Here is a 24,481-nt window from a genome sequence, read left to right on the forward strand (position 1 = left end):
GTAACAAGCTGGTATGAAGAGGCCATGACTGGTCCCCAGGTCGCGCCCGACTCCCCCGGCGGCGTGCTGCGGCTGATCCGGTCCGGGGCGGCGGCGTCCCGGTCCGACGTGGCACGGCTCGTCGGCGTGTCGGCCTCGACCGCCGCGGGCCGGGTGCAGGCGCTCATCGACCACGGCTACCTGCGCGAGGCGGGTGACGGGAAGTCCCACGGCGGCCGCAGGCCACGGCGGCTCGCGCTGCGCGCGGACTCCGGCTCGGTGGCGGCGGTCGACCTGGGCAGCCACCACGCGTCGCTCGCGGTCTTCGACATGTGCGGCACGCTGCTCGCCGAGCACGAGCAGCCGGTGCGGATCGGTGACGGCCCGTCGGTGGTGCTGTCGCAGGTGTTCTCCGAGGTGACACAGCTCGCCGACCCGGCGATCCCGTTGCGCGGCATCACGGTCGGCGTGCCGGGCCCGGTCGACGCGCGGACCGGGCGGGTCGTGTCGCCGTCGCGGATGCCGGGGTGGAACGGCGTGGACGTGCGCGAGGTCCTGGCCGCGCACACGGACCTGCCGGTGGTCGTCGACAACGACGCTAACCTGATGGCGGTCGGCGAGCACAGCGCGGACCCGGTACGGCACCTGGTGTTCGTGAAGGCGGGCACGGGCATCGGCTGCGGCGTGATCGCGTCCGGGCGCCTGCACCACGGCGCGGTCGGCGCGGCGGGCGACATCAGCCACCTGGCGGTGCGCGGCCGCGAGGACGTCGAGTGCTCCTGCGGCCGCAACGGCTGCCTGGACGCGGTGGCGAGCGGCGCGGCCCTGGTCCGCGACCTGACCGCGGCGGGCGTGGCCGTGCGCGACCCCGCCGAGGTGGTGGAGCTGGCCTGGGACGCCCACCCGGTGACCACCCGCATGCTCCGCGAAGCGGGCCACGCGACCGGCGAGATCCTGTCGACGATCGTGAACTTCTTCAACCCGGACGTGCTGGTGGTCGGCGGCCAGTTCAGCCGCGCGGAGCCGTTCGTGGCGAGCATCCGCTCGACCCTGTACGAACGCTGCCTCCCCATGGCCACCGAGGACCTGCAGGTGATCACGACCCGCACGGGCAGGCTGGCGGGCGTCACGGGCGGGGCGCACCTGATGCTGGAGTACCTGCTGGCCCCGGAACGCGTGAACGCCGCGATCGGCTGAGCCCCTACAGCATCGGCCACAACGAGACCGTCACGGCGACGGCCATCGCGGCCAGTGCCAGCACCTCCACGAGCAGCGCGGCGAACACGAGCCGTGCGCGGACCCGGTTGAGCGCACGCAACCCGGTGAGCCCGCGAGTTCGGTGTCGGCCCGCCGCACCCGGGCGAGCACCGGGCTGGGTCGCGACGGTCGTGACGGCCACGGCGTGCTCCGCGGGAGCACCGGGCAGGGTCCTGGCGAACCACGGCGCCGACGCGGCCGCGCTCACCTGCGCGATGTTCCGGGTCTCGTCGCCGAACAGGGCGAGGCCCCGTGCGCGCACGCCAGGGCGGATCAGGGCCGCGCCGTTGGGCGCGGGCGTGAGGACGGCGACGTGGCGGCCGGTCACGTCGTGATGCTCGGCCAGTCGTTCAGGAAGCCGCGCAGCAGGTCCGGCGTGTCGGCCTCGCGGGCGATGACGAAGACGAGCGCCGCGTACCCGCCGTCGTGGAACGGGACCAGCTCGTGTGACAACGGTTCCGCGACCGGGATGTCGACCACCCAGCCCATGTCATGCCCAGCGGTCGACGTGCAGGACCTCGTCCAGCGGCTGACGCGGAGCGGGCTTGAACGACTCGCCCGTGTAGTACGCGGTCGGGATCAGGGCGGCCTGGTGGACGTCGTCGGGGAGGCCGAGGATGTCCGCGACCTCGTCCTCGTACGTCAGGTGCAGGGTCGTCCACGCGGTGCCGAGCCCGTAGGACCGCGCCGCCAGCATGAAGCTCCACGCCGCGGGCAGTACCGACCCCCACAGACCTGCCTGGTTCCCGGCCGGCAGCTCGGCCCGCCCGGTGCGCAGGCACGGGATCACCAGCACCGGCACCTCACCCATCCGTTCGGCCAGGTACGCGACCGAGTCGTGCACCCGCTGCTGCACCACCGACCGGGACGGGTCGTCCGCGAAGAGCCTGCCCGCGGCGCCGGACGACGAGAGGTACGCCTCGCACGCCTTCGCGTACACGGCACCGACCCGGGCGCGCTGAGTGGCGTCCGTCACGACGACCCATTCCCAGGTCTGCCGGTTCGAGCCGCTCGGGGCCTGCAGCGCCACCGTCAGCGCCCGTTTGACCAGGTCCAACGGGACGGGGCGGGTCAGGTCCAGCCGCTTGCGGACGGTGCGGGTGGTGGTCAGCAACTCCTCCGGCGTCATGCGTTCAACGTAGTTGGTAACGCATCTCCAGGGCGGTGCGATGCCATCAGTGACCCCACGGTGCTGGCGGACCCCCGACCTGGCAGCACCGCGGGGTTTTCTCATATCTAGGCTCTGTCCCGATGAGCGCAACACTGGTCGCCAAAGGGCTGGCGGCGGGCCACGGGGACCGCGTCCTGTTCACCGATCTCGATCTCGTCGTCGCGCCCGGCGACGTCGTCGGGCTGGTCGGGGTCAACGGGGCAGGCAAGTCGACGCTGCTGCGGGTGCTCGGCGGCGTGCACCCGCCGGAAGAAGGGTCCGTCCGGCTGAGCCCGCCGACCGCGACCGTCGGCTACCTGCCGCAGGAACCCGACCGCAGGCCGGGTGAGACCGTGCGCGCGTTCCTCGGCCGCCGCACCGGGGTCACCGTCGCGCAGGCCGACCTCGACGCCGCCACCGCGGCCCTCGCCGACGGGAAACCGGGTGCGGACGAGGACTACGCGACCGCGCTGGAGCGGTGGCTCGCGCTCGGCGGCGCCGACCTCGACGAGCGGGTGGGCGAGGTGGTCGCCGACCTCGGGCTGACCGTCGGCATGGACGCGGCGATGACGTCGCTGTCCGGCGGGCAGGCGGCGCGGGCGAGCATGGCGTCGCTTCTGCTGTCCCGCTACGACGTGTTCCTGCTCGACGAGCCGACCAACGACCTCGACCTCGACGGGCTCGCGCGCCTGGAGCGGTTCGTGACCGGCCTGCGGTCGGCGACCGTGCTGGTCAGCCACGACCGCGAGTTCCTGGCGCGGACCGTGACCTCGGTGCTCGAACTGGACCTGCACCAGCAGCAGGTGAACGTCTACGGCGGCGGCTACGAGTCCTACCTCGCCGAGCGCGAGGTCGCGCGGCGGCACGCCAGGGAGCGGTACGAGGAGTTCGCCGACACCAGGGCGTCGCTGGAACTGCGGGCCCGCACGCAGCGCGCGTGGATGGACAAGGGTGTCCGCAACGCCCGCCGCAAGGCACCCGACAACGACAAGATCGGCAAGAACAAGCGGGTCGAGTCGACGGAGAAGCAGGCCGCGAAGGCCCGGCAGACCGACCGCATGATCGAGCGCATGGAGGTGGTCGAGGAGCCGCGCAAGGAGTGGGAGCTGCGGATGGAGATCGCCGCAGCACCCCGGTCCGGCACGGTCGTCGCGGCGATGCGCGGGGCGGTGGTGCGGCGCGGTGCGTTCACGCTCGGCCCGGTGAACCTGCAGATCGACTGGGCGGACCGGGTCGCGATCACCGGCGCCAACGGGGCGGGCAAGTCGACGCTGCTCGCCGCGCTGCTCGGCAGGGTCCCGCTCGACGATGGCACGGCGTCGCTCGGGTCCGGGGTGCGGATCGGCGAGGTCGACCAGGCCCGCGCGCTGTTCACCGACGACCGGGCGCTGCTCGCGACGTTCGAGGCGCAGCTGCCGGAGACGACGCCGCAGGAGCTGCGGACGTTGCTCGCGAAGTTCGGCCTGACCGCGGCCCACGTGATGCGGCCGGCGGAGAGCCTGTCGCCGGGCGAGCGGACCCGTGCCGCGCTGGCCTTGCTGCAGGCCCGCGGCGTGAACCTGCTGGTGCTGGACGAGCCGACGAACCACCTCGACCTGCCCGCGATCGAGCAGCTGGAGTCGGCGCTGGCGAACTACCCCGGCACGTTGCTGCTGGTCACGCACGATCGCCGGATGCTGGACGCGGTCCACACGAACCGCCACGTACACGTCGCGGACGGGCTCGTGACCGAGGAGTGACCCCCCGGCTCGCCGGGGGGTCGGTCACGCCGCCCGCGTGGACGTTCCTGCCCGCGAGCATCGGCATTGCTCCATCTGGCGGCTGCCTTGGCAAGTTATTTTCCACTTAACGTATGAGTTGGAAAACTATTCAGGTCGGGGAGATGCCAATGCGTCGTGTTGTGATATCCGCCTTCGTACTCACGTTGGCCGGGACCTTCGGGCTGGTCGGCGGTGCCGCCGCCGCCCCGAACGAAGCACCATCGGGGCCGGCGACCGCGTCGTCGGCCCAGGGCGTCGAGAAGATCCTTCCGTTCCAGCACCAGTGGCAGGAGACCGGCTACTGGTGCGGCCCGGCGGCCACCAGGGTCGCCATCTCGGCACGCACCAACAACCCGCCCAGCCAGGCCACGCTGGCCGCCCAGCTCGGCACCCACACCGGCGGCACGGACCACATCAGCCAGGTGTCCACCGTGCTGCGGGCCAACCTCGGCGTGCCGTACGAATACCGCGAGATGCCGAACGATCCGCCCACCCAGTGGCAGCGCGATCAGCTCTGGCGCGACATCATCGCCGACATCGACGCCGGGTTCGCGGTCGTCGCGAACATCGTCGCGCCGCCGGGGAACCAGCCGCCGGGCTACCCGCCCAACCAGACCGTGTACCACTACGTCGCCGTGGTCGGCTACGACACCAACTACAACACCGTGCTGATCGCCGACTCGGCACAGTTCTCGCTGGGCGTCTACTGGTTGAACTTCAGCCAGCTCGCCACCCTCATCCCGCCGAAGGGCTACGCCTTCTGACCCGATCGGAGCCGGTCGGCACCGGCCGAGACACAGGATGCCCCCGCCTGCCGGCGGGGGCATCCTGTGCGTTCACGGGCGCTACCCGGTCAGCACATGGTCGTGGCCATCACGTCGGTCGGGCTCGCCCACGACGCGCAACCGTCGTAGGAATGCCCGTACCAGTTGTGCCCGAATTCGTGCGCGGCGAGCAGCGCCGCGTCGTTCACCGCACCCGGGAACAATTTGATCAACTGGCCCGCACCGTAGTTGCAGCCGACCACGATCAGATTTCCGTGGACGTCCATGACCTCGATTCCCTCGGCCAGGAATCCGCAGTCGGTGATCGCGGAGTTCTGGCACCGCACCGGCGTGCCGCCACCCTCCGTAACGTCACCCCAGTAGTTCGCGCCCTGGCGGATCGATCCTTCCCATCCGCCGCAGGACGATTCGATGTGGTACGACCATGCCTGCGCGGTGACGTCCGCGGCCCGCGCGTCGTCCGCGGGAGCGGCACCGGCGGTAACCGGAATCCCGAAGAAAACGAACCCGATGGCGGCAGCCGCCACCGTCAACATTTTTACGACAAACCTCGACATCGCGCATTCCTTCGATAGCAGGGATAAGAAACACGAGCGATGAAACAATTCGAGGGCCAATACCCCGACAGATTTGAACGTACGACCAGGCCGAAATACCTCACAACCCTACGAAGGTAGGGTCCTACGACAAGGCCGGGGTTACCGGTTGCCGATGACGTCAGGAGCGTGCTCGATGACCGATCACCCGGAGGTCAGCCAGGTGGACACCGTGGCGGCCGAACTGCTCGAGGAGGCGAAGCGGCACGCCACGCGCCGCGCCGCCCGCACCCTCGTCACCGGCCTGGCCCAGCGCGCGACCCTCATCGCCATGCTCGAAACCGTGGACCTGGCCGAACACGACGCACCACCGGCCGCGACCCTCCAGGTGGTCACCGGCCGGGTGCGCCTGCACACCCGCGACCGCGACTGGGTCCTGGAAGCCGGTCAGCTCGCCGCGGTCCCCCGCCAGCGCCACGGCCTCACCGCGATCACCGACGCCGTGGTGCTGCTGACCGTCTCGCTGCGCTGAGGTCCGTCAGCCAGGTCGATCGGCAGGACCTCCCGGCAGGCAAAGGGTCCGCATCGCCGCCCCGGGCCGGACCGGCGGTGGCGTGCGAGGATGCCGAGGTGACCGACCCATCCAGCAGTCAGCCGCGGTCCGGCGCACAGGCCGTCGAGCGGGCGCTCGCCGTGCTGCGATGCGTGGAGGCCACCGACAGCGGTGCCGGGATCACGGACCTGGCCCAGCGGGCGGGACTGACGGTCAGCACCACGCACCGCCTCGCCCGCACGCTGGCGGACGCGGGCCTGCTCGTCCAGGACCCGGGCACCGAGCGGTACCAGCTGGGCCCGGCGCTGGTGGTGCTGGGCAGGAAGGCGGAGCGCCGCCTCGGCTACCGCCAGGCCCTGCCGCTGCTGGAGGAACTGGCGGCGGCGACGGGCGAGTCGATCAACCTGGGCATCCGCGCGGGCAACGAGGTCCGCGTGGTGCTGGACGTGGAGTCCCGGCAGCCGCTGCGCTTCAACCAGGAGTCGGGCAGCCGCGTCCCGATGCACGTCTCGGCGATGGGCAAATGCCTGCTCGCCGCGGGTGCCGACATCGACGCGCAGATCACCGGTCTCGGCGACCTCGTGCGGGCCACCCACCGCACCATCACCGACCGCGACCAGCTGCGCGCCGAGCTCGAACTGGTCCGCGACCGCGGCTGGGCCCTCAACGACGAGGAACGCAACCCGGGCGTCCGCGCCATCGCCGCTCCGGTCCGCCTGCCGGGCGGCGGAGTGGCGGGCGCCATCGCGATCCAGGGCCCGACGGTCCGCATCACCGACGACCGCCTCCCCGAACTGGCCGACCTGCTGGCGAAGACCACCGGCCGCGTGGCCGTCCTGCTCGCCGCACCCCCGGAAACCACGTGATCCCGGGCGACCCGCCGCAGGTCCGGGCCGCGAGGCTCGACGGGTAGCCCTCGTCGCGGACGACGATCCCCCGGAAGGATTCCCGGTTCGACCCACTCGCCGCCGTTCGGCTACCTACACTGCGAAGGCAGTCACGGAACGCGACCCTGGGGAGACATGAACGGCAACATCCTCGATCCGGACGGCGCGCGGGAGCGGCTCGACGCGTGGAAGGGCCGGATCGACAAACTGGCCGCCGACACGAAGGCGATGAGTGACCAGCTGCAAGATGTGCAGGTCACCGCCACCGACCCGAACGGGCTGGCGGAGGTCACGGTCGACTCGACCGGTTCGCTGGTGGATCTGCGGCTGACCGAACGGATCCAGCAGACCGATCCGGCGGCCGTCGCGCGGGCGATCATGGGCACGCTCCGTGATGCCAAGAACAAGGTCGCGGACCGGTCGCAGGAGATCATCGCGGAGACGGTCGGGACCGAGTCCGCCGCCGCGCGGGCGATCGCGGAGAGCGTCGACCGGCAGCTGCGCACCCCGTCCGGGGACGAGCAGGCGGCCGTCCCCGCCACCGACGACGAGGACGGCTTCGACGTCCGCGACGACCTGGGCCGGTAGCCATGAGCGACTACGACGTCAACACCGAGCAGCTCCGCACGCACGCCGGGAACGTCGAGGCGATCATGGCGCGCTTCCAGGCGGTCAAGGCGGCCAGCGCCCACATCGCGCAGGACGACCAGGCGTACGGCCTGCTGTGCGGGTGGATCTCCGGCATCCTCGAGGGCCGCCACGCCACGCAGGACGACCTGCTCACGTTCGCGGAGCGCAACCTCGGCGACGTAGCGCGGGAGCTGCGGGAGAGCGCGGACGACTACGACGCGATGGACAACGACAACGAGCGCCGCATCAACGCCGCGGGTGAGCGATGAACGACCTCGTCGCACCGGTGGAGTCGTCCCGTGAGGTGTGGACCGGCTCCGGCCTCGCGGACAGCATCGAGGGCCTGGTCGACGCGATCAAGAGCGAAGGCTGGGTCGACGACGTGCTCGCGGGCGCGACGCTCGGCGTCGAGGTCGCCGCGACCGTCATGGACCCGATCAGCGCGCTGCTCGCCAACGGCCTCGGCTGGGCCATGGAGTACTTCGAGCCGCTGCGGGAGATGCTCGACGAGCTGACCGGCAAGCCGGACGTCGTCGCCTCGCACGCCGCGACCTGGAACAACATGGCGACCGAGCTGCAGAGCATGGCGACCGACCTCGAGCAGCACGTCAAGAACGACATGCCCGACTGGCACGGCGGTGCCGCGAACGCCTACCAGCGACTCATGGCCAACAACGTCGAGGCGATCGGCGGGCTGGCCGCGATCTCGGCGGCCGTCGCGGCGGCGACCGAGGGTGCCGGCGGGCTGGTCGAGATGACCCGCGAGCTCGTGCGCGACCTGATCGCCGACCTCGTCGCGCGGGTGATCGTGTGGGCGGTCGAGGCCATCTTCGTGGTGACGATCCCGGTGATCGCGTCGCAGATCGCGGCGGCGGTCGTGAAGTGGGCCGGGCGCATCCTCACCTACACGATGGGCCTGATCAACAGCCTCACCAACCTCACGAAGCTCCTGGACGGGTAGGGCGATGCTGACACTCCTCGCGCTGCTCGTGCTCGCCGTCCGGTTCGCGCTGCACCAGCGGCGGCCACCGGGTGGTGACCCGCCGGGCGGTCCACCCGGCCGCAACCGGCCCGACGGCGGCAACCCGCCACCCCCGGCGAAGGCCGTGCAGCCCGCGCAGCAGACGGCGCGGGAGAAGCTGGCGGCGGGACAGCCAAGCAGCAGCCGTCCCAGCGACCCGAACGACCCCGGCGACCCGGGCGATCCCGGTGATCCTGGCGACCCCGGGGACCCGGCTGATCCGAATGGCGACTTCACGACGCCGCAACCGGATGGTGTGCCGAAGAAACGGGACGACAAGTGGCTCAAGCGCAACGGCGTCGACCCGCACGAGGTCAAGGGTGACCTGCCCGGCCCGATGAGCCACTTCGACCTCTACGTCGACCGGTCGGGCAACATCTGGGCGGTCCGCAAGGGCGCCGACCCGCGCTCCGGCGAGTACGTCGGGAACGTCGATGACTACGCTGACTGATGATTTCGAGGGAGTGACGCGTTGACCAGGGAGAGCGACAACGTGCCGGCCGGGTACCCCGGGTTCCGCGTGCGCGATCCCGCGACGTTGCGCCCGACACCGGCCACGCTGCGGCGGGTCGCCCACGCCAAACTGTCCTCTGTGGAGTTCTTCAGCGCGGCGCTGCGCGGCGAGGACTTCGTGTTCACGCCGTGGCTGACGACGCTCATCGACCACGGCGGCGCGATGCGGTTCCTCGGCGTGTACCGCAGCGACCCGGTCGAGGACTTCGGCGACGACGACGCACCGCCGGACGCGGTCCGCTGGCTCGGCATCCGCCGCTCGGAGTGGATCCGCGATGTCGACGTCGCCCAGGCCAACCAGGCCCCGGACGTCGGCCAGTACCTCGCCGCGGGCCCGCAGGTGTCCGAGCGGTACGCGTTCGCGACCACCGACACGGTCCCCCAGGTCGTCGAGGCGACCCGCAGGCTGGTGTCGGACTTCGCCCGCGGCATCACGGTCAGCGCACCCGGCTCACCGGACTCGCGCTGGCAGGAGGTGACGGTCGACGTCGCCGACGACGGCTTCATCGCCGGCGTGAACTACTCGCCGCTGCTGGCCCGCAGCGAGGTCGTCGAGTCGCACCTGCCGTTCTGGCAGGAGACCGTCGACCGCGTGGCACTGCAGGGCGGGGTCGCGCCGGACGGCGAGATCGACCTGACGATCCGCCGGTCCGTGCCGGAGATCGTCAGCGCGCCGTACCGGGCGCCGCGAAGTCGCTGAGCTGGACGCGCCCCGCACCCTGGCCCGGATGCGGGGCACGCGAGACGTCAGCGGGACTGCTTCACAGCCGCCAGAAACGCCGCACCTTGGGACTCATCGAGCATCAGAACGGGACCGGATGCGTTCTTGGAGTCACGGACGCCGAACGAGATCTCCCCGCGCGCGATCTCCACGCACTCACCGCCATTGGCACCGCTGAAGCTGGACTTGCGGAACTCGGCCTCCCGCATCACTTCACCTCCTTCATAGCTCTCTCTATGATCCCACGCGTCACTTTTTGGTCAGCCGCCAACGCGTGCAATCGTGTGAGGGCCCGGCGATACTCCGCGATCTCGTCCGGCTTCTCGAAGTACTGCCCACCGGTCAGCAACTCCACGTAGACGAGACCCGGATCGCCTTCCATCTCCGGCGGGAACTTCATCACGACGAAGTTCCCGCCATCCTGCGCAGGCGTCGAGCCCGCATCGAATGGCAGCACCTGGATGTCGATCCGCGGCCGCTTCGACATCTCCAGCAAGTGCTTCAACTGATCCCGCATCGTCTTGGCGTCACCGCGCTGCCGGTAGAGCACGGATTCGTCGAGCACCGTCCAGAGGTGGACCGGCTCATGCGCGCGATCGAGAATCTGTTGCCGCCCAAGGCGAAGCTCCACGCCCTGCTCGACCTGTTCCTCACCCAGGTCGGTGTTGCCACGCAGCACGGCGGTCGCGTATTCGCGCGTTTGAAGCAGACCTGGCAGCACAACCGAGTTGTAGAGGGACAATTCGGTGGCTCCGGACTCCAAGCCGAGGTAGAGGTCGAACCACTTCGGGGTCACGCCCGACAAGGCCGTCCACCAGTTCTTCGCCTTGCGGGCGGCGGAAAGCAGCTCCCGCATGAAGGGAATCCGGTCGGCCTTGCCGTAGAGCCCGAGCAGCAACTCGAGATCGGCGGCCGTCGGCAGCTGCCCGGCCTCGAGGTTGCTGATGTGCTGGACGGTCCGGTCGAGCCGCTTGGCCGCGTCCTTCTGCGGGAGCTTCGCTTCGAGGCGCCACTTCTTCAGCGACAGCGCGATCGTCCGCTTGAACAACGCCGGGCTTCCGGAGCGGAGCGCCGGCGGGAGACCTGACTCGTTCACGCTGTTCACCCCATCAGGCTACATGGTTGAGCTTGACCTGCTTGATTCAAGCACGCTTAATTATAGGCGGAGATGGTCAACCGCCGAGCTGGAATCTAGCCCGGCACGATCGGGCGCGACCACCAGGTCCGGCCCCGGTCCCACCAGTCCTGAACTGCGCGAACACAGCGGAAGCGAGGCAAGACGTGATCAACTCGACGCGGCCGCTGCCGCACGGTTCATCCGATCAGGTGGATCTCGCCGCGGCGCTGGTGGCCGCGTTGCCGGGGCCGCCGTGGCACGTCTCGGTGCGGCCGGACGGCGAGGCGTGCTGTCAGCGGACGTACGAGTACTTCGTGGAGACCGTGCACATCGCCGACGGGCTGCACGTCGGCGCCAACCGCAGGCCGATCGACGGCCGGGCCGGTCCCGCCATCAGGGCAGAAAGCTTCGCGGGCACGCTGCGTGCCGCGATCAGGTTCCTCGCGACGCCACCGCGGTGGGAGGGCGAGGCATGAGGAGAGGCGGGAGATGGCCGTGCTGGGCGCGAGTCTGGTCGTGAGTTCGTACGTGATCATCAGGGAGGGCTGCCCGATCGCGATCTCGGTCGACGGGCAGGACCAGGCGCAGATCACGTGCGGGTGGGTGCCGTCGGAGGCGTTCGAGTTCGTGGTGGCGCGCGAGGCGTTGCGCGCGCTGGTCGAGGTGGGCACCGACGCGCTGCGGGAGATGGACCGGCTCGACGAGCCGGCGTAGTTCCTGGGAGTTTCCTGGGAGCCCGGCGGCGTTCGCGCAGGACGGCCGCCCGGCTCCCAGGAACCCGTCACCTCGCGCCGACAGCCTGGCGGCATGAGCAAGCGGATCGAGGCTCGTGGCCTCACGAAACGCTACGGCGACAAGATCGCCGTGGACGACCTGACGTTCTCCGTCGAGCCGGGCCGGGTGACCGGGTTCCTGGGTCCGAACGGCGCCGGCAAGTCGACGACGATGCGGCTGGTGCTGGGGCTGGACTCCCCCACCGCCGGGACGGTCACCGTCAGCGGCAGGCGGTACGCGGACCTGGTGGGCCCGGCCCACGCGGTCGGCGCGCTGCTGGACGCCCGTGCCGTCCACCCGGGCCGCACCGCGGCGAACCACCTGCTGGCGGTGGCGCAGACCGCGGGCATCGGGAGGAAGCGGGTCGACGAGGTGCTGGGCGAGGTCGGCCTGGCGAACGTGGCGGGCAGGCGGGCGGGCACGTTCTCGCTGGGCATGTCGCAGCGGCTGGGCATCGCCGCTGCGCTGCTGGGCGACCCGCCGGTGCTGATGTTCGACGAGCCGGTCAACGGCCTCGACCCCGAGGGCATCCGCTGGATCCGCACCCTCATGCGGGACCTGGCCGCCGAGGGCCGCACGGTGCTGGTGTCGAGCCACCTGATGAGCGAGATGGCGCTGACCGCGCAGCACCTGCTGGTGATCGGCCGGGGCAGGCTCATCGCGGACACGGACATCGAGGACTTCCTGCGTACCCACGGCACCGAGTCCGTGCTGGTCCGCAGCGCGGAACCCGACCGCCTGGCACGGCTCCTGCGCCGGGCGGGCGCCGATCTGGAGTCCGAAGTGGACGCTCTGGTGGTGTCCCGGCTGACCGCGAGGGAGATCGGCAAGCTGGCGGCGGCGGAGGGCATCGCGCTGTCGGAGCTGCACCCGCGGCGGGGGTCGCTCGAGGACGTGTTCATGGCACTGACGAACGACGCGGTCGAGTACGGGGTGCCGGCATGAACCTGGTGCGTTCCGAGTGGACGAAGTTCCGCAGCCTGCGCTCGACGTGGCTGACGGCGGCGGTGACGGTGGTGCTGGGCGTCGGTGTCGGCGCGCTGTCGGCGAGCGCGCAGGCACGCGAGTCCGGCGGCGAGGGCTGGGACCCGACAGCGGCGAGCCTGACGAGCATCATCGTGGCGCAGCTGGCGATCGGCGTGCTCGGTGTGCTGGTGATGACGGCCGAGTACGCGACGGGCACGATCCAGCCGTCGGTGGTGGCGGCACCCCGGCGCGGTCGCCTGCTGGCGGCGAAGGCGGCGGTCTTGACGGCGGCGGCGCTGGCGCTGGGCCAGTTGATCGGCTTCGCGTCGTTCTTGACGGGCCAGGCCATGATCGCTGGTGCCGGCGCTCCCCACGCGACGCTCGACCAGCCGGGCGTGCTGCGCGCGGTGATCGGCAGCGGCCTGTACCTGGCGGCGGTGGGTGTGCTGGGGCTGGGCCTGGGCGCGGTACTGCGGTCCACAGCGGGTGCGATCGGCACGCTGGTGTCGGTGACGCTGGTGATCCGCCTGGTGGCCCAGACGTTGCCCGAGTCCTGGCGCGAGTGGATGGGCCGCTACTGGCCGACCGCGGCGGGCGAGAACATCGTGTCGGTGGTGCCGGTCCCCGGCACCCTGGGCCCGTGGCAGGGCTTCGCCATCCTGTGCGGGTTCGTGGCCGTCGTGGTGGCGGCGGGCTACGCGACCTTCCGCACGCGGGACACGTGATGCGCGCGCCGGAACGACCTGAACGGCGCTTTCAGGGCATGGGGCGTCCCGACCGCGCCTTTCAGGGCAGGGGGTTCCGGGCGAGGGAGGTGGCGGTCGGCGTGCTGGCCGGGATCGTCGCGTGGGCGGGTATGGCGGGGTGGGCGCTGCTCGGCGTCACCCTTCTCGGCCTGGGCGCCGCCACCACCCCGGCAGCCGTCGCGCTCGCCGTCGGCGGGTCGGCGGGACTCGGCCAGGACCTCGTGACGGGCTCCGTCTCCGTGCTGCCGCTGGGCGTCTCGCTGCTCGGCGCGCTCCTGTTCGCGACCGTGCTCACGTCGTGGCCGCGGGTCGCCGGGGCGGCGGCCGTGTTCGTGGCGGGGCTCGGCACGCTGCCGTTCCTGCCCGCTGGGCAGCTCGACGTGCGGTTCTGGCCCACCGTCGTCGGCGGCGTCGGGTGGCTGGCCGTGGTCGTCGGCCTGCGGGTCGCCTCGTGGTGGTTCCCGCGCGTGCGGCGGGTGCTGGTGGTCATCATGGGCGCGGGCGGGTTCTCGATCGTCCTCGGCGCGGTCCTGTCGATCTCCGGGGGCGCGCGCATGCTCGGCACCATGGTGCTCGCCGGGCCCAATCTGCTGTGCGTCGCGCTGACCCGCGGTCTCGGCGTGCCGTGGCAGGTCCAGGGTCCCGACCTGCCGCTGCCCACCATCGAGACCGGCGACTTCGGCCCGCTCGCGGTCCCGGTCTGGCCGCTGGCGGTGCTCGCCGCCGTGGTGATCGGCCTCGTGGCGGTGTTCTCCCGCTGGCACGCGCCGTGGGTCACGGCCCTGTGCTTCGCGGCGATGGCGGGCTTCGGCGGTGCCGCGCTGGACGTCGCCGCCGGTCCGTTCCGCATCGAGCTGGGGGTGAGCGGTGACGTGCTCATCGCGGCCGGTGCCGGGCTCGCGGCGGGGTTGGTGGCGTGCCTGCTCGTCGCGGCGGCCGGGTACTGGCATCGTCAACGGACATGAGCGGAGCCAACCTGCTCGTCGTGGAGGACGACCCGACCCTGCGTGAGCTGCTCGCGGCGAGCCTGCGGTTCGCCGGGTTCGCGGTGTCCACGACCGCGAGCGGCGCCGACGCGGTGCGGATCGCCGCGCACCGGCCGCCCGACCTGGTCGTGCTGGACGTGATGCTGCCCGACGTCGACGGGTTCGAGGTGCTGCGCCGCCTGCGGGACGGCGCGGCACCGGGCCGGGACGTGCCGGTGCTGTTCCTCACCGCCCGCGACGCCGGTGAGGACAAGGTGGCCGGGCTGACCGCGGGCGGCGACGACTACGTGACCAAGCCGTTCCGCCTGGAGGAGCTGATCGCCCGCATCCGCGCGATCCTGCGCCGCGCGGGCGGGGCGAGCCGCGACGTGCTCACGGCGGGTGACCTCGAACTGGACCCGGCGGCCCGGCTCGTCGCGCGCGGCGGCGAGCCGGTGTCGTTGTCCCCCACCGAGTTCACGCTGCTGCGGTTCCTGATGGAGAACGTGGACCACGTGCTGTCGCGCGAGCAGATCCTGCACCACGTGTGGCGCTACGACTTCGGCGGTGACGCGAGCATCGTCGAGTCCTACATCAGCTACCTGCGGCGCAAGGCCGACAACCGCGAGCCGCGGCTGATCCACACGGTCCGCGGCGTCGGGTACGTGCTGCGCAGGCCGCGGTGAGGCGGCTGTCGCTGCGGGCGCGGGTACTGCTCATCGCGATGACGTTGCTGGTGGCGGGCATGGTGGCGAGCGACGCGGTGGTGCTGGTGGCGCTGCGTAAACCGTTGGTGGAACGGGTGGACCTGCAGGTGACCATGGCCGCCGGGGTCCTGTCGCGGGTGCCGGAGCCGCTGATCCGCAACCTGACCGAGGACGTCCCGGCGCTGCCGGACACCGAGCTGGTCGGCAGCCTGTACCTGGCCTACCTGGACGACGCCGGCGAAACGACGATGTCGCTGCGCGGCCGGTCGGTGCCGGCACTGCCCGCCTTGGACCGTTCGGCGGTGCTGGCCCACCACGGCCAGCCGTTCGAGGTGCCGGGGTGGCGCGTGCTCGCGCTGCCGACCCGCTCCGGCGGCGGCAGCGTGGTGGTGGCGGGCGCTCTGTCCCAAGTAGACGCGACGATGGACCGGGTGCGGCTCCTCTGCCTGCTGGTGGGCGCGGGGTTGCTGGCGGTACTGGCGGCGGTGGGCTGGTTCTGGGTGCGGGCGGGCCTGCGCCCACTACGCCGCATAGAGGAGACCGCGGCGGCGATCGCGGGCGGCGACCTGTCCCGCCGGGTCCCCCCGACCACCGGGGATGCCACGGAGGTGGGCAGGCTGACGACGTCGCTCAACGGGATGCTGGCGCAGATCGAGTCAGCGGTGGCGGCGAGAGCACGGTCCGAGGAACGCCTGCGCAGGTTCGTCGCGGACGCGAGCCACGAACTCCGCACCCCGCTGGCGGGCATCAGCGGCTTCGCGCAGCTGTATCGCATGGGTGGCGCGGAAGTGGCGGCCACGATGGACCGCATCGAACGCGAGTCGGTCCGCCTGACCGACTTGGTGGACGACCTGCTCCTGCTGGCGCAGGTGGACGAGCAGGGCCTGGCACTCCGCCGCGCCCCGATGGATCTCCGCACCCTGGCAGCGGATGCGCTGCACGACCTCCGCGCCCTGGACCCGGCCCGTGCGGTGACGCTGACGGGCCTTGGTTCGACGGCGGATCCCCAGCCCGCCCCGGTGGAGGCCGACGAGGCCCGGCTGCGGCAGGTGGTGAGCAACCTGGTCGGCAACGCTGTCGCGCACACCCCGGCGGGTTCGGCTGTGCGCATAGGAGTGGGCACGTCGGACGGCCGGTCGGTCCTGGAACTGGCGGACACGGGTCCTGGCCTGCCCCCGGAAGCGGCGGGTCGCGTGTTCGACCGGTTCTACCGGGCGGACACGTCCCGCACCCGCGACCAGGGCGGTGGTGCGGGTCTGGGCCTGGCGATCGCGTGGTCGCTGGTGACGGCCCACGGCGGCGAGCTCACCGTCGACACGCGGACGGGTGAGGGCGCCACGTTCCGCCTGTCGCTGCCTAGTGTCCCGCGCCGGAAATGCGGTGACTGAGTCGGTGGATCCAGGTTTCTGCTGGCAAGGCGCCGGTTCGTCCTCGTACTGGATCGTACTTGGGCGGACCGGCAACGCCGCCAGCAGGAAGCTGGGCCGCCGAATCAGTTGCCTGATTTCCGGCGCGGGACACTAGCTCTTCCCCATAGACCGGCGGATCTCCGCGAGCTTGTCGAGGCCCGCCTTCTTCCGAGCCTCGAACTGGTCCTCGACGGCCTTGCCCTCGGGTGTGGCGTCGGCCAGCTCGGCGGCCCCGATCCCGGTGCCGACCCGGTTCTCGATCCGGTCCCGCACGTAGTCGAAGTTCGGCACCCCGGCCTCGGTGTAGTCGCCCGGAGGCACCACCGGCGGTGGCGAGTCCAGCTCCTTGCTGTCCTCGACGATCTCCGCGTCGATCGGTTCCTTGTCCGCACTCATTCGCCTACTCCGTTCGCCGTAACGGTTCCGAGCCTACCCGCGAATCCCCCAACACGGTCCGTGTCGACAGGGGGCGCTGGATGAGGCGAGCACTACTGGTAGTAGCGGCAGCGCTGGCCTGCACGGCGGCAACCGCTCCGGCCACCTTCACCATCGACGACACGTCCCCGGTCCTCACCGGGGACCGCACGGTGTCCCTGAGCCTGACGAACCTCACCAGCGGCAGACTGCCGCTGACGATCACCCCGGAGGGCTGCGCCACCGCGAGCCCGGAATCGCTGCCCACGGCAACGTCCGCCACGGTGACGGTGACGGTGCCCGAACGCTGCGACACGACGTTCACCCTCAGCGCCGACGGGACCTCGGTCGACGTCACTCCGGAACCAGCCGAGGCGGAACTCACCCAGTGGTGGTTCCTGTTCGTGTTCGTGGTCGCGCTCGCCGTGTTCCTCGTCATCGCGTGGCGATGGCACCGGCGGCTCGAGGAGGCAGGGAAGACGGAGCTGTTCGTGGAGTCCTCCTGGTCCTTCAAGGAGAGCTGGGCGGGCAACGTGACCGTGCTCGGCGGGCTGCTCACCGGTGTCTTCGGCACGTCGGAGGTGGTCAAGGCGCTGCTCGGCAGTGACGCCGACAGCGCCATCGCCCTGGCCACGGTCGGTTCGGCCATCGCGGTGGCACTGATCGGCGCGGGTCCGGTCATCCTCTCGGCGACCAAGGTGAGAACGTCGGACCGGTACTCCGTGCGGGGCATGCTCACCGCCGCCGCGGTCACGATCGCCGGTGGCATCGGCGAACTGGTCGTCGTGACGATCACGGCGTGACGGTTGGATCTCGGGATCGTCTGGCAGGTCCTCGTCGGGATCGCGGGCGCGGTCGGCGTTGCCTTGCTGTGCGTCTACTTCGTCCGTTCGGTTCGCGCGATGGCGGACCACCACACGACGGCGCCTGATGCCGGCGATCGGCTCATGGTCATGGGCGGGGACATCAGGGTCGCGACGACGGGCGTCCGGCGGTCGGCTTCGCTGTAGGGGGCAGACCGGGCGAGCGAAGCGACGGCCCCATCCCGAACCTGCTCGCGGGCTGGACCGGGTTCGTGCTCGCCGCGCTCGTCCTGTGGTGCTGCCTGCCCACCCGGTCGCCGCGTTCGCGTCGGTCAGCGCGGGCGTGCTGCTGATCGGCCTCTTCCACGCCGGGCCCGGAGCGTTCGGCCGCCGCACCGCCTAGTTGTGCACCGTCATGGGGGCTGGGGCCAGGACCAGCACGTCGCCGGTGGTGCCGTCCACTCGGACCAGCGTCCCGGGAGCCAGCCTGGCGGACGCGTCCCGCGCACCCGTCACGCACGGGATGCCCAGCTCCCGCGCCACCACCGCGGCGCGGGACAGCGGCCCGCCGAGGTCGGTCACGATGGCGGCCGCCGGGCCGAACAGGGCGGCGCGGCCGGCGTCGGCCACCCGTACCACCGCGACCTCACCCGCCTCGACGTCCGCCTTGTCGTCGGTGAGCACGCGGACCAGGCCTTCGACAACCCCAGGCGACACGCCGACACCGTGCAGCTGCTTGCCTTCCGGCACGGGATCGACCGCCGCTTCCGGGCGCCACGAGCCGCTGACCACGGCAGGCACCCGGACCCGGCGCAGCCGTTCGCGGTCGGCGCGGCGGCGTTCGATCCTGCGCAGGGCGTCGGCAGGCGGGTTGAGCAGTTCGTCCAGGGTCAGGTAGAACGCGTCGTCGACGTCCACCAGGCGACCGGCGTGGACCTGCCTGCCGCCCCACTCGCGCACGATGCCGCGCAGTTCGTTCGTGTAGCGGACGGTGGCGTCCACGGCCGTGTCCCGCTGCCTGCGGCCCGCGATCGCCAGTTTCTCCAGCAGGGTGCGCTTCGCGCGCACCGGTGTGTCCGGTGTGGACTCCGGCTGGTCCTCTTCGGACTTCTCGGTCTCGGGGTCGGCCGCCGCGTCGCCGGTCTCGGGCTCGACCAGGTCCGGCGAAGGAGACGGCGACGGTGTTGGCGGGGTCGGTGCCGGTGGTGGTGTCGGCGCGGGCCTGCGGGACGCGCTCAGCGCCGCCGCGAACACCAGCTCCGGGCGCTGCCCGAACGGTGTCCCCGCCAGCTCCGTCTCACACGGCCCACGGTGCCCGATGCGCGCCACCAGCTCGTCGAACGCGGCCCCGAACTCCGGCGACTTCTGCCGCACCGCCTCGAGGTCACCCCATTCGGCGAGCGCGCGGAGGTCGTCGTCGGCGCGCAGCAGGTCCGCCAGTCCGACGATCGCCGGGTACACCGGCTCGTGCTCGACGTCCACGCCGCGGCCGAGCGCGGCGATGTCGGCCTTGGCCCGCTTCCGCAGCGGCGCGCCGGCGAAGTACGCGACGAACTGCCCGAGCTGCGTGAGCGTCCAGCCCTCGGCCAGCCGGTCCCGCAGCAACAACGCCCGCACGACCAGCGCACCGTCCGACAGCGCGGCGACGTCGGCCACCTGTTCCTTCGCGGCCGCGGCCGCGTAGTCCCGCACGAAGGTCCGGTAGCGCCGCGCCATGCCCGCGAACCGCACCCACGCCGCCGCCCGCGCCACGATCCCGCGCCGCGCGGGCCGTTCGAGCGGGAACAGGTCGGCGTCGGCGCGTGGGCCGATCAGCTGGTCGGTGACCGTGCGCTCCGTCCACCCGGGCGGCGGGGCCGCCGCGAGCGCGGACACCCCGGTGTACAGGTGGTGGCCGAACACCGCGTGCCCCCGGCCCGTCCACTCGTCCGCGACGGACGTGGGCAGGCCCAGCACGCGACCGAGGGTCCGGCCCGCGGTGCGCAGGCCCGCGGTGTGCACGTCGATCGACAGCGGTGTGAGCGGGCCGGGGAACAGCTCCGCGGTCTGCTGCGCGGCGAACACCGGGTAGCGCGGGTCGATCCGGTCGTCCATCTCGACCGCCATGCTGGGCAGTGCGACGGACGTGAGCGTGGTGCCGTCCGCCGGCTGGCGGCGGCGCGGCGGCACGTGCGCGGGGATCGGCAGCCGGGCGGCGTCGGGCTCGGCGCCGTCCTTCGTGAGCTTGCGGCCGCGGGCGCCGCGCGCCAGATCGGCGACCACCTCGGCGGACGTCCAGCCGCACTCGAAACCCCAGTCCCGCGCGCTGCCCTTGCGGTCCGATGTGGACATCGCGGGCCAGGCCGGGATGCCGCGGGCCGACACGCCTTTCAGCGAGTCGCGGGCGGCGCCGGCGAGCAGCACGTCCGGTGCGGAGAGCGTCACGACACCCACGCGGTCGGACGTGATGGCGTGCACCAGGAAGCGCACCAGGTCGTCGTGGTGCAGCAGCCGCCACTGCGTGTCCCTCGGCACGGTCAGCAGCGTCGCCACGGTGCGGCAGGCGTGCCAGTCGAGGAGCCGCCCGCCGAGCGGCGCCGCGCGGACCACGACGTGCCGGGTCCCGCTGTCCCGCACCACCTTGTCCGCGTCGGCCGCGTCCGGACCGTGCGCGATGGGCACCACGAACCGGATGCCGTGCCGCGCGGCGGCGGTCGCGAGCCTGCGCAGCGCCGGGATGCCACCCGACTCGGGCACCTCCCGCTCGACCGGCGACATGTGCACCACCACGTCGGTACCGGCCACCAGCGACTCGGCGGTCGCCGCGTCACCCGCGGTGAACGCCACGTCGGGCGGCAGGTCGCGGTGCGCCTCCGCCCCGACGCCGAGCACGTCGTGCCCCGCGCCGAGGACAGCTCTCGCGAACGCACGACCGAGGTCCGACGTGACTCCGCTGATCAGAACGCGCATCGTGGCCCCTTCCCCGCGCCGTGCCCCGGGCACCCACCTGGGCGGGGACGGTACACGCGCAGTGACGGAGCCTCACATCGACCTCACCTCCGAACGTTCGCGGGCCGCCGGTGTCTGGACTGAGCGAGCAGCGGAGGGAACTCGGCCACGAGTGAGTGAGCAGCGCAGGGAGGGAAGACACCGGGTCGAGGCCCGCGAACAGCCGAGCGGAGGGAGGCTATCGAAACACTCCTGTGACCTCGTAGGTGATTCCGCCGGACGACGAACCGCTCGTGCCGCGCTGTGACGAGAAGTAGAGGCGGTCCCCCGCCGGAGTGAAAGCGGGCCCGGTGATCTCTGATCCGCTCTGCCCGGAGATCCGCAGGAACGGCGCCACGATGTCGTCCGGTGTGATGATGCAGATCTCCATGTTGGCGCCGTCCTCGGCGATGAACAGGTCGCCCGACGCGGTGCCGGTGACGTTGTCGACGCCGGTCAGCGGGGCGGTGCCGTTGGTGACGAGCGAGTCGTCGTAGGCCAGCTCGTAGGTGCTGTTCGCGAGGTTGACCTGCCAGACGCGGTTGTCGCCCTTCGTGGTGAACCAGGCGGTGTCGTTGGCGTAGTGGAGGCCTTCGCCGCCGTTGAACCGCTTCGCGCCGGACACCTGGCCGCGGGTGGCGGTCGGCGAACCGTCGGGGTCGGGCACGGTCGCCCAGGTGAAGCTGCCGGACGTGGCGGATCCGGCGACGAGCACCTGCAGCGTGCCCGCCGACAGGTCGCCCCACGTGGTGGGGAGGAACCGGTAGAAGCAGCCGTTGGAGACGTCCTCGGTCATGTAGATCGCGCGGCGCACCGGGTCGGCGGCGGCCGCCTCGTGGATGAACCGGCCCATCGCGGGCCGCTGTGTGGACGGGCCGCCCCACGGGTCGGTCTCGTAGACGAAGCCGCGGTCCACCTCCTCGCAGGAAAGCCAGGTGTGCCACGGCGTCGCGCCACCCGCACAGTTCTGGCGGGTGCCGGACAGGACGCGGTAGGCGTCGGTGACGGTGCCGTTCGCGTCGAACCGCAGCGCACTCGCGCCGCCGCTCGGGTTGACCTCGGAGTTGGAGACGTAGATCCAGCCGGTCCCGTCGGCGAACACCGCACCGCCGTCCGGCGCCGGGTGCCACGTGTATCCGGCGACCTGCTGCCCGGATCGCGCCACGACCCGGCTGGTGAACCCGCTCGGCAGCCGGATGCCGTTGGCGTCGGCGGCCTGCAGTGGCCCGTACGGGCTCGGGCCGTTCTGTGCGGGGGCCGCCATGGCGGACGGGGTGAGGGTGTTGCCGAACGCGGTGACGCCCGCGCCGATGACGGCGGCGCGCAGGAAGTTCCGTCGTTTCACCGATGCCTCCGGGGAGTGGTGTCCCGCTTACGCGGGGTCACGACCCAGCCTAAGCGGCCGGCCCTTCCCGGAGAAGTGAACTTCGGGCCTACAGGAATCAACCAGGTGCCGGAACCGGAGACGACGTCGTGCTAGTCGGCTAAGTGTCCGCTGTGGACCGTCGTCGGGCCGAAGTCGTCGGTGGCCGGGTCGTGCAGGTAGACCCGGGCGTCGGCCACGTCGAAGTACATGCCGAGCAGCCGGAGCCTGCCCTGCGCCACCGCTGTCGCCACCGCGGGGCTCGCGCGCAGCTGGTCGAGCTGGGCGAGCACGTTGTGCAGTGCCAGCCGGTCCCACGCTGCGGCGGGCACGTGCCCCTCGATGGTGGGCGGCGGCTGGGTGCGGTACCGCTCGAGGCTCGGGCCCGCGTGCCGCAGCCACGACGTGAGCGCGGGTGCGCCCGCGGGTGGTCCGCTCACCAGTGCCTTCATCGCCCCGCACGACGAGTGCCCGCACACGGCGATCTCCCGCACGCCGAGTGTGCCGACGGCGAACTCGACGGCGGCGGCGACGGAGCTGTCCGTGCCGACGAGGTTGCCGATGTTCCGCACGGTGAACAGGTCCCCCGGCCCGCTCGAGGTGATCACGTTCGGCACGATCCGCGCGTCGCCGCAGGTGAGGAACATGGACGACGGGGAGTGCACGTCGGCGAGCCGCCGCAGCGTGGGCTCCATCAGGCGCGCGACGTTCCGCTCGTACTCGGCGGTGCCGCGCAGCACCGACGGCGGCTCGGTCCGCTGCGCGGGCACCACGGGCCCGACGGCGGCTCGCTGCCATTCCGACCACGGCGCGAACCACCTCGGCGTGGTCCGGCGCGCGGCGGCCTTGTGCACGGTCGGGTTGCCCGCCTTGCCGCGGGCGAACCAGGGGTGGCCCAGCTCTTGGACGATCACCGTGCCGCCGCCGCGTTCGTGTGCCTGCTGCCAGCTGGACAACGTCTCGAACGCGGCGTGGTCGAGGTAGTCGACGACCAGTTCGAGTGTCACCGTGCTGCCCGCGGGGATCGCGCCGAGCACCGACGACAGGCGCGGGATCGACAGCGCGGCGAGTGCGCCCTCGACGACGATCCGCCAGCCGTCGCCGTCGGGTTCGGCCCGGATCCCCGACCACAGCAGGCGCCGCAACGTCAGCACCGCGGCGACACCCATGCCGAGCAGCACCCCGTACATGAGGTCGATGGCGATGACGCCGAGCAGCGTCGCGAGGTAGACGAGCAGGTCGCCGTGCCTGCGCACCTCCTTGATGCGGCCGAGGTCGACGAGCTTCGCGCCGATGTAGACCAGCAGCCCGGCGAGCACGGCGAACGGGATCTCGCGCAGCAGCCCGGCGAGGAACACCACGAACAGGAAGACCCACAGGCCGTGCAGGACGGCGGCCGCGCGGGTGCGGGCGCCGGACGCGACGTTGGTGGAGCTGCGGACGATCACGCCGGTGACGGGCAGCCCGCCGAGCGCGCCGGAGGCGATGTTCGCGGCGCCCTGGCCGACGAGCTCGCGGTCGAGGTTGGCGCGCGGTCCGGTGTGGAGCTTGCCGACGGCGACGGCCGACAGGAGGCTCTCGACGCTGGCGACGAGCGCGATCGTGACGACGGCGAGGACGAACGCGGTCCAGTCGCCGTCGGGGAAGGCGGGTGCCAGTTCGAGGTGCAGCAGGTTGTCCGGCACGTCGACGCGGTCGAGCGACAGCCCGGTGACGACGGTCAGCGCGGTCGTGCACAGGACGGCGGCGAGTGGTCCCGGGATGGCACGCACCCTGGCGGGCAGGCGGCCCCACAGGAGGAGGATCGCGAGCGTCAGCAGCCCGGTCGCGGTGGCAGGCACATCGGCGCTGACGAGCTGGGCGGGCAGCTCGAGGAGGTTGTCCAGGGGCGCGGTCTGGGTGTCGCCGCCGAGGATGACGTGCACCTGGGCGAGGACGATCGTGACCCCGATGCCGGCGAGCATCCCGTGGACGATCGCGGGCGAGATCGCGAGCGCGCCCCGCGCGACCCGGCTGGCACCGAGGATGAGCTGGACGACCCCGGCGAGCACGGTGATGGCGCAGGTGGTGGCCCAGCCGAACCGCTCGATGGTCTCGGCGACGATGACGGTGAGCCCGGCGGCGGGCCCGCTGACCTGAAGTGGCGCCCCACCGAGCAGCCCGGCGACCACACCACCCACGACGGCGGCGACAAGCCCGGCGACGATCGGCGCCCCGGACGCGAACGCGATACCGAGCGAAAGCGGGACGGCGACGAGGAAAACGACGAGAGAGGCAGGGAGGTCGTGCTTGAGATTCGTTGTGGCACAGGACAAGAGCCGCTTTCTGGCGGGCGGCGGCAGGTCCTGGCCGGAGGGCTCGATCATTCGCGACTCCGTGATCTTCGAGATACGCGGGGAGGAATTCGGTCGAGGCCCGACTGGCCTGATGCCAACAGGAAACCCGAAGATCAGGTGTG

The 24,481-nt window shown here is 71.8% G+C and carries 29 protein-coding genes; 19 read left to right on the top strand and 10 right to left on the bottom strand.

The genetic code is table 11. From position 1 onward, the window contains the following. Nucleotides 1-24 precede the first annotated feature (24 nt). Nucleotides 25-1,176, top strand: a complete 1,152-nt coding sequence (locus FHR82_RS08880) for an ROK family transcriptional regulator (protein ID WP_184809793.1) — start codon at nucleotides 25-27, stop codon at nucleotides 1,174-1,176. A 4-nt stretch (nucleotides 1,177-1,180) separates the two neighbouring features. On the opposite strand, the gene FHR82_RS08885 is transcribed toward FHR82_RS08880, so the two are convergent. Genes FHR82_RS08885 through FHR82_RS08895 form a run of 3 tightly spaced genes read right to left on the bottom strand, consistent with a single transcriptional unit; the run spans nucleotide 1,181 to nucleotide 2,365 of the window. After that, the gene (locus tag FHR82_RS08885; RefSeq protein WP_184809794.1) at nucleotides 1,181-1,564 is read right to left on the bottom strand and encodes a hypothetical protein; all 384 of its coding nucleotides are present in this window, start codon (nucleotides 1,562-1,564) and stop codon (nucleotides 1,181-1,183) included. Continuing rightward, nucleotides 1,561-1,725, bottom strand: a complete 165-nt coding sequence (locus tag FHR82_RS08890; RefSeq protein ID WP_184809795.1) for a hypothetical protein — start codon at nucleotides 1,723-1,725, stop codon at nucleotides 1,561-1,563. The genes FHR82_RS08885 and FHR82_RS08890 overlap by 4 nt, the downstream gene beginning before the upstream one ends. 1 nt (nucleotide 1,726) lies before the next feature. Continuing rightward, entirely contained in the window at nucleotides 1,727-2,365 is a 639-nt protein-coding gene (locus FHR82_RS08895; protein WP_184809796.1) for a nitroreductase family protein, read from the bottom strand. A gap of 122 nt (nucleotides 2,366-2,487) precedes the next feature. Here FHR82_RS08895 and FHR82_RS08900 point away from each other — a divergent pair, with 122 nt between their 5' ends. Continuing rightward, complete coding sequence (locus tag FHR82_RS08900) at nucleotides 2,488-4,125, top strand: ABC-F family ATP-binding cassette domain-containing protein (RefSeq protein ID WP_184809797.1); 1,638 nt, start codon at nucleotides 2,488-2,490, stop codon at nucleotides 4,123-4,125. Nucleotides 4,126-4,268: 143 nt separating this feature from the next. Then, the gene (locus FHR82_RS08905; RefSeq protein WP_184809798.1) at nucleotides 4,269-4,910 is read left to right on the top strand and encodes a C39 family peptidase; all 642 of its coding nucleotides are present in this window, start codon (nucleotides 4,269-4,271) and stop codon (nucleotides 4,908-4,910) included. Nucleotides 4,911-4,999: 89 nt separating this feature from the next. Here the strand turns inward: FHR82_RS08905 and FHR82_RS08910 are convergent, their stop codons facing one another. Continuing rightward, entirely contained in the window at nucleotides 5,000-5,548 is a 549-nt protein-coding gene (locus tag FHR82_RS08910; protein ID WP_184809799.1) for a hypothetical protein, read from the bottom strand. A gap of 115 nt (nucleotides 5,549-5,663) precedes the next feature. On the opposite strand from FHR82_RS08910, the gene FHR82_RS08915 reads away from it, so the two are divergent. The 7 genes from FHR82_RS08915 (at nucleotide 5,664) to FHR82_RS08945 (ending at nucleotide 9,771) form a co-directional block, all read left to right on the top strand. Further along, nucleotides 5,664-5,999 (top strand): cupin domain-containing protein, encoded by a 336-nt coding sequence (locus FHR82_RS08915; protein WP_184809800.1) that lies wholly within the window; start codon nucleotides 5,664-5,666, stop codon nucleotides 5,997-5,999. 98 nt (nucleotides 6,000-6,097) lie between these two features. Beyond that, nucleotides 6,098-6,886, top strand: coding sequence for an IclR family transcriptional regulator (locus FHR82_RS08920; protein WP_184809801.1), 789 nt, complete (start codon nucleotides 6,098-6,100; stop codon nucleotides 6,884-6,886). A 156-nt stretch (nucleotides 6,887-7,042) separates the two neighbouring features. Further along, nucleotides 7,043-7,495 carry a YbaB/EbfC family nucleoid-associated protein gene (locus FHR82_RS08925; protein WP_184809802.1) on the top strand — a complete coding sequence of 151 codons (453 nt, stop codon included), beginning with the start codon at nucleotides 7,043-7,045 and terminating at the stop codon, nucleotides 7,493-7,495. Nucleotides 7,496-7,497: 2 nt separating this feature from the next. Further along, nucleotides 7,498-7,806, top strand: coding sequence for a type VII secretion target (locus FHR82_RS08930; protein WP_184809803.1), 309 nt, complete (start codon nucleotides 7,498-7,500; stop codon nucleotides 7,804-7,806). Continuing rightward, nucleotides 7,803-8,498 carry a WXG100 family type VII secretion target gene (locus FHR82_RS08935; protein WP_184809804.1) on the top strand — a complete coding sequence of 232 codons (696 nt, stop codon included), beginning with the start codon at nucleotides 7,803-7,805 and terminating at the stop codon, nucleotides 8,496-8,498. Before FHR82_RS08930 ends, FHR82_RS08935 begins: the two co-directional genes overlap by 4 nt. A 4-nt stretch (nucleotides 8,499-8,502) precedes the next feature. Next, nucleotides 8,503-9,009 carry a polymorphic toxin type 33 domain-containing protein gene (locus tag FHR82_RS08940; RefSeq protein WP_184809805.1) on the top strand — a complete coding sequence of 169 codons (507 nt, stop codon included), beginning with the start codon at nucleotides 8,503-8,505 and terminating at the stop codon, nucleotides 9,007-9,009. A gap of 21 nt (nucleotides 9,010-9,030) precedes the next feature. Then, nucleotides 9,031-9,771 carry a hypothetical protein gene (locus tag FHR82_RS08945; protein ID WP_184809806.1) on the top strand — a complete coding sequence of 247 codons (741 nt, stop codon included), beginning with the start codon at nucleotides 9,031-9,033 and terminating at the stop codon, nucleotides 9,769-9,771. 47 nt (nucleotides 9,772-9,818) lie between these two features. Here FHR82_RS08945 and FHR82_RS08950 read toward each other — a convergent pair whose 3' ends face one another. Then, entirely contained in the window at nucleotides 9,819-10,001 is a 183-nt protein-coding gene (locus FHR82_RS08950; protein ID WP_184809807.1) for a DUF397 domain-containing protein, read from the bottom strand. Beyond that, a complete protein-coding gene (locus FHR82_RS08955) occupies nucleotides 10,001-10,897 on the bottom strand; it encodes a helix-turn-helix domain-containing protein (RefSeq protein WP_184809808.1) in 897 nt (298 codons plus the stop codon). Before FHR82_RS08955 ends, FHR82_RS08950 begins: the two co-directional genes overlap by 1 nt. A gap of 176 nt (nucleotides 10,898-11,073) precedes the next feature. On the opposite strand from FHR82_RS08955, the gene FHR82_RS08960 reads away from it, so the two are divergent. From FHR82_RS08960 to FHR82_RS08990, 7 genes are all read left to right on the top strand, one after another. Continuing rightward, nucleotides 11,074-11,385, top strand: a complete 312-nt coding sequence (locus FHR82_RS08960; protein WP_184809809.1) for a hypothetical protein — start codon at nucleotides 11,074-11,076, stop codon at nucleotides 11,383-11,385. 13 nt (nucleotides 11,386-11,398) lie between these two features. Then, on the top strand, nucleotides 11,399-11,623 hold the full coding sequence (locus FHR82_RS08965; RefSeq protein WP_184809810.1) for a hypothetical protein: 225 nt from the start codon (nucleotides 11,399-11,401) through the stop codon (nucleotides 11,621-11,623). Nucleotides 11,624-11,716: 93 nt separating this feature from the next. Continuing rightward, entirely contained in the window at nucleotides 11,717-12,628 is a 912-nt protein-coding gene (locus FHR82_RS08970; RefSeq protein WP_184809811.1) for an ABC transporter ATP-binding protein, read from the top strand. Further along, nucleotides 12,625-13,374 (top strand): ABC transporter permease, encoded by a 750-nt coding sequence (locus FHR82_RS08975; RefSeq protein ID WP_184809812.1) that lies wholly within the window; start codon nucleotides 12,625-12,627, stop codon nucleotides 13,372-13,374. Before FHR82_RS08970 ends, FHR82_RS08975 begins: the two co-directional genes overlap by 4 nt. Before the next feature lie 38 nt (nucleotides 13,375-13,412). Beyond that, nucleotides 13,413-14,360, top strand: coding sequence for a hypothetical protein (locus tag FHR82_RS08980; RefSeq protein WP_184809813.1), 948 nt, complete (start codon nucleotides 13,413-13,415; stop codon nucleotides 14,358-14,360). Next, nucleotides 14,357-15,046: a response regulator transcription factor gene (locus tag FHR82_RS08985; protein WP_184809814.1), complete on the top strand. Its 690-nt coding sequence runs from the start codon at nucleotides 14,357-14,359 to the stop codon at nucleotides 15,044-15,046. Before FHR82_RS08980 ends, FHR82_RS08985 begins: the two co-directional genes overlap by 4 nt. After that, nucleotides 15,043-16,455 (top strand): sensor histidine kinase, encoded by a 1,413-nt coding sequence (locus tag FHR82_RS08990; protein ID WP_311770973.1) that lies wholly within the window; start codon nucleotides 15,043-15,045, stop codon nucleotides 16,453-16,455. The genes FHR82_RS08985 and FHR82_RS08990 overlap by 4 nt, the downstream gene beginning before the upstream one ends. 132 nt (nucleotides 16,456-16,587) lie before the next feature. Here FHR82_RS08990 and FHR82_RS08995 read toward each other — a convergent pair whose 3' ends face one another. Then, nucleotides 16,588-16,872, bottom strand: coding sequence for a hypothetical protein (locus FHR82_RS08995; protein ID WP_184809815.1), 285 nt, complete (start codon nucleotides 16,870-16,872; stop codon nucleotides 16,588-16,590). A gap of 80 nt (nucleotides 16,873-16,952) precedes the next feature. Here FHR82_RS08995 and FHR82_RS09000 point away from each other — a divergent pair, with 80 nt between their 5' ends. Both FHR82_RS09000 and FHR82_RS09005 read left to right on the top strand, forming a co-directional pair. Then, nucleotides 16,953-17,693: a hypothetical protein gene (locus tag FHR82_RS09000; protein WP_184809816.1), complete on the top strand. Its 741-nt coding sequence runs from the start codon at nucleotides 16,953-16,955 to the stop codon at nucleotides 17,691-17,693. 3 nt (nucleotides 17,694-17,696) lie between these two features. Next, nucleotides 17,697-17,900, top strand: coding sequence for a hypothetical protein (locus tag FHR82_RS09005; protein ID WP_184809817.1), 204 nt, complete (start codon nucleotides 17,697-17,699; stop codon nucleotides 17,898-17,900). Between the two features lie 192 nt (nucleotides 17,901-18,092). Here the strand turns inward: FHR82_RS09005 and FHR82_RS09010 are convergent, their stop codons facing one another. The 3 genes from FHR82_RS09010 to FHR82_RS09020 all read right to left on the bottom strand — a co-directional run bounded on the left by FHR82_RS09010 (nucleotide 18,093) and on the right by FHR82_RS09020 (nucleotide 24,389). Next, the gene (locus tag FHR82_RS09010) at nucleotides 18,093-20,642 is read right to left on the bottom strand and encodes a PEP-utilizing enzyme (RefSeq protein WP_184809818.1); all 2,550 of its coding nucleotides are present in this window, start codon (nucleotides 20,640-20,642) and stop codon (nucleotides 18,093-18,095) included. Nucleotides 20,643-20,859: 217 nt separating this feature from the next. Beyond that, nucleotides 20,860-22,005 (bottom strand): alkaline phosphatase PhoX, encoded by a 1,146-nt coding sequence (locus FHR82_RS09015; protein WP_184809819.1) that lies wholly within the window; start codon nucleotides 22,003-22,005, stop codon nucleotides 20,860-20,862. Between the two features lie 131 nt (nucleotides 22,006-22,136). Continuing rightward, complete coding sequence (locus FHR82_RS09020; protein WP_184809820.1) at nucleotides 22,137-24,389, bottom strand: SulP family inorganic anion transporter; 2,253 nt, start codon at nucleotides 24,387-24,389, stop codon at nucleotides 22,137-22,139. Between the last annotated feature and the right edge of the window lie 92 nt (nucleotides 24,390-24,481).

It is taken from the genome of Actinophytocola algeriensis (assembly GCF_014203735.1).
GTDB lineage: Bacteria > Actinomycetota > Actinomycetes > Mycobacteriales > Pseudonocardiaceae > Actinophytocola > Actinophytocola algeriensis.

Coding starts and splice junctions, on each gene's coding strand:
- FHR82_RS08935 (WP_184809804.1), top strand. CDS start 7,803: ATGAACGACCTCGTCGCACCGGTGGAGTCGTCCCGTGAGGTGTGGACC.
- FHR82_RS08915 (WP_184809800.1), top strand. CDS start 5,664: ATGACCGATCACCCGGAGGTCAGCCAGGTGGACACCGTGGCGGCCGAA.
- FHR82_RS08905 (WP_184809798.1), top strand. CDS start 4,269: ATGCCAATGCGTCGTGTTGTGATATCCGCCTTCGTACTCACGTTGGCC.
- FHR82_RS08890 (WP_184809795.1), bottom strand. CDS start 1,725: ATGGGCTGGGTGGTCGACATCCCGGTCGCGGAACCGTTGTCACACGAG.
- FHR82_RS08985 (WP_184809814.1), top strand. CDS start 14,357: ATGAGCGGAGCCAACCTGCTCGTCGTGGAGGACGACCCGACCCTGCGT.
- FHR82_RS08980 (WP_184809813.1), top strand. CDS start 13,413: ATGGGGCGTCCCGACCGCGCCTTTCAGGGCAGGGGGTTCCGGGCGAGG.
- FHR82_RS08995 (WP_184809815.1), bottom strand. CDS start 16,872: ATGAGTGCGGACAAGGAACCGATCGACGCGGAGATCGTCGAGGACAGC.
- FHR82_RS08925 (WP_184809802.1), top strand. CDS start 7,043: ATGAACGGCAACATCCTCGATCCGGACGGCGCGCGGGAGCGGCTCGAC.
- FHR82_RS08950 (WP_184809807.1), bottom strand. CDS start 10,001: ATGCGGGAGGCCGAGTTCCGCAAGTCCAGCTTCAGCGGTGCCAATGGC.
- FHR82_RS08965 (WP_184809810.1), top strand. CDS start 11,399: ATGGCCGTGCTGGGCGCGAGTCTGGTCGTGAGTTCGTACGTGATCATC.
- FHR82_RS08880 (WP_184809793.1), top strand. CDS start 25: ATGACTGGTCCCCAGGTCGCGCCCGACTCCCCCGGCGGCGTGCTGCGG.
- FHR82_RS08895 (WP_184809796.1), bottom strand. CDS start 2,365: ATGACGCCGGAGGAGTTGCTGACCACCACCCGCACCGTCCGCAAGCGG.
- FHR82_RS08900 (WP_184809797.1), top strand. CDS start 2,488: ATGAGCGCAACACTGGTCGCCAAAGGGCTGGCGGCGGGCCACGGGGAC.
- FHR82_RS08930 (WP_184809803.1), top strand. CDS start 7,498: ATGAGCGACTACGACGTCAACACCGAGCAGCTCCGCACGCACGCCGGG.
- FHR82_RS08970 (WP_184809811.1), top strand. CDS start 11,717: ATGAGCAAGCGGATCGAGGCTCGTGGCCTCACGAAACGCTACGGCGAC.
- FHR82_RS09000 (WP_184809816.1), top strand. CDS start 16,953: ATGAGGCGAGCACTACTGGTAGTAGCGGCAGCGCTGGCCTGCACGGCG.
- FHR82_RS08940 (WP_184809805.1), top strand. CDS start 8,503: ATGCTGACACTCCTCGCGCTGCTCGTGCTCGCCGTCCGGTTCGCGCTG.
- FHR82_RS08975 (WP_184809812.1), top strand. CDS start 12,625: ATGAACCTGGTGCGTTCCGAGTGGACGAAGTTCCGCAGCCTGCGCTCG.
- FHR82_RS09010 (WP_184809818.1), bottom strand. CDS start 20,642: ATGCGCGTTCTGATCAGCGGAGTCACGTCGGACCTCGGTCGTGCGTTC.
- FHR82_RS09020 (WP_184809820.1), bottom strand. CDS start 24,389: ATGATCGAGCCCTCCGGCCAGGACCTGCCGCCGCCCGCCAGAAAGCGG.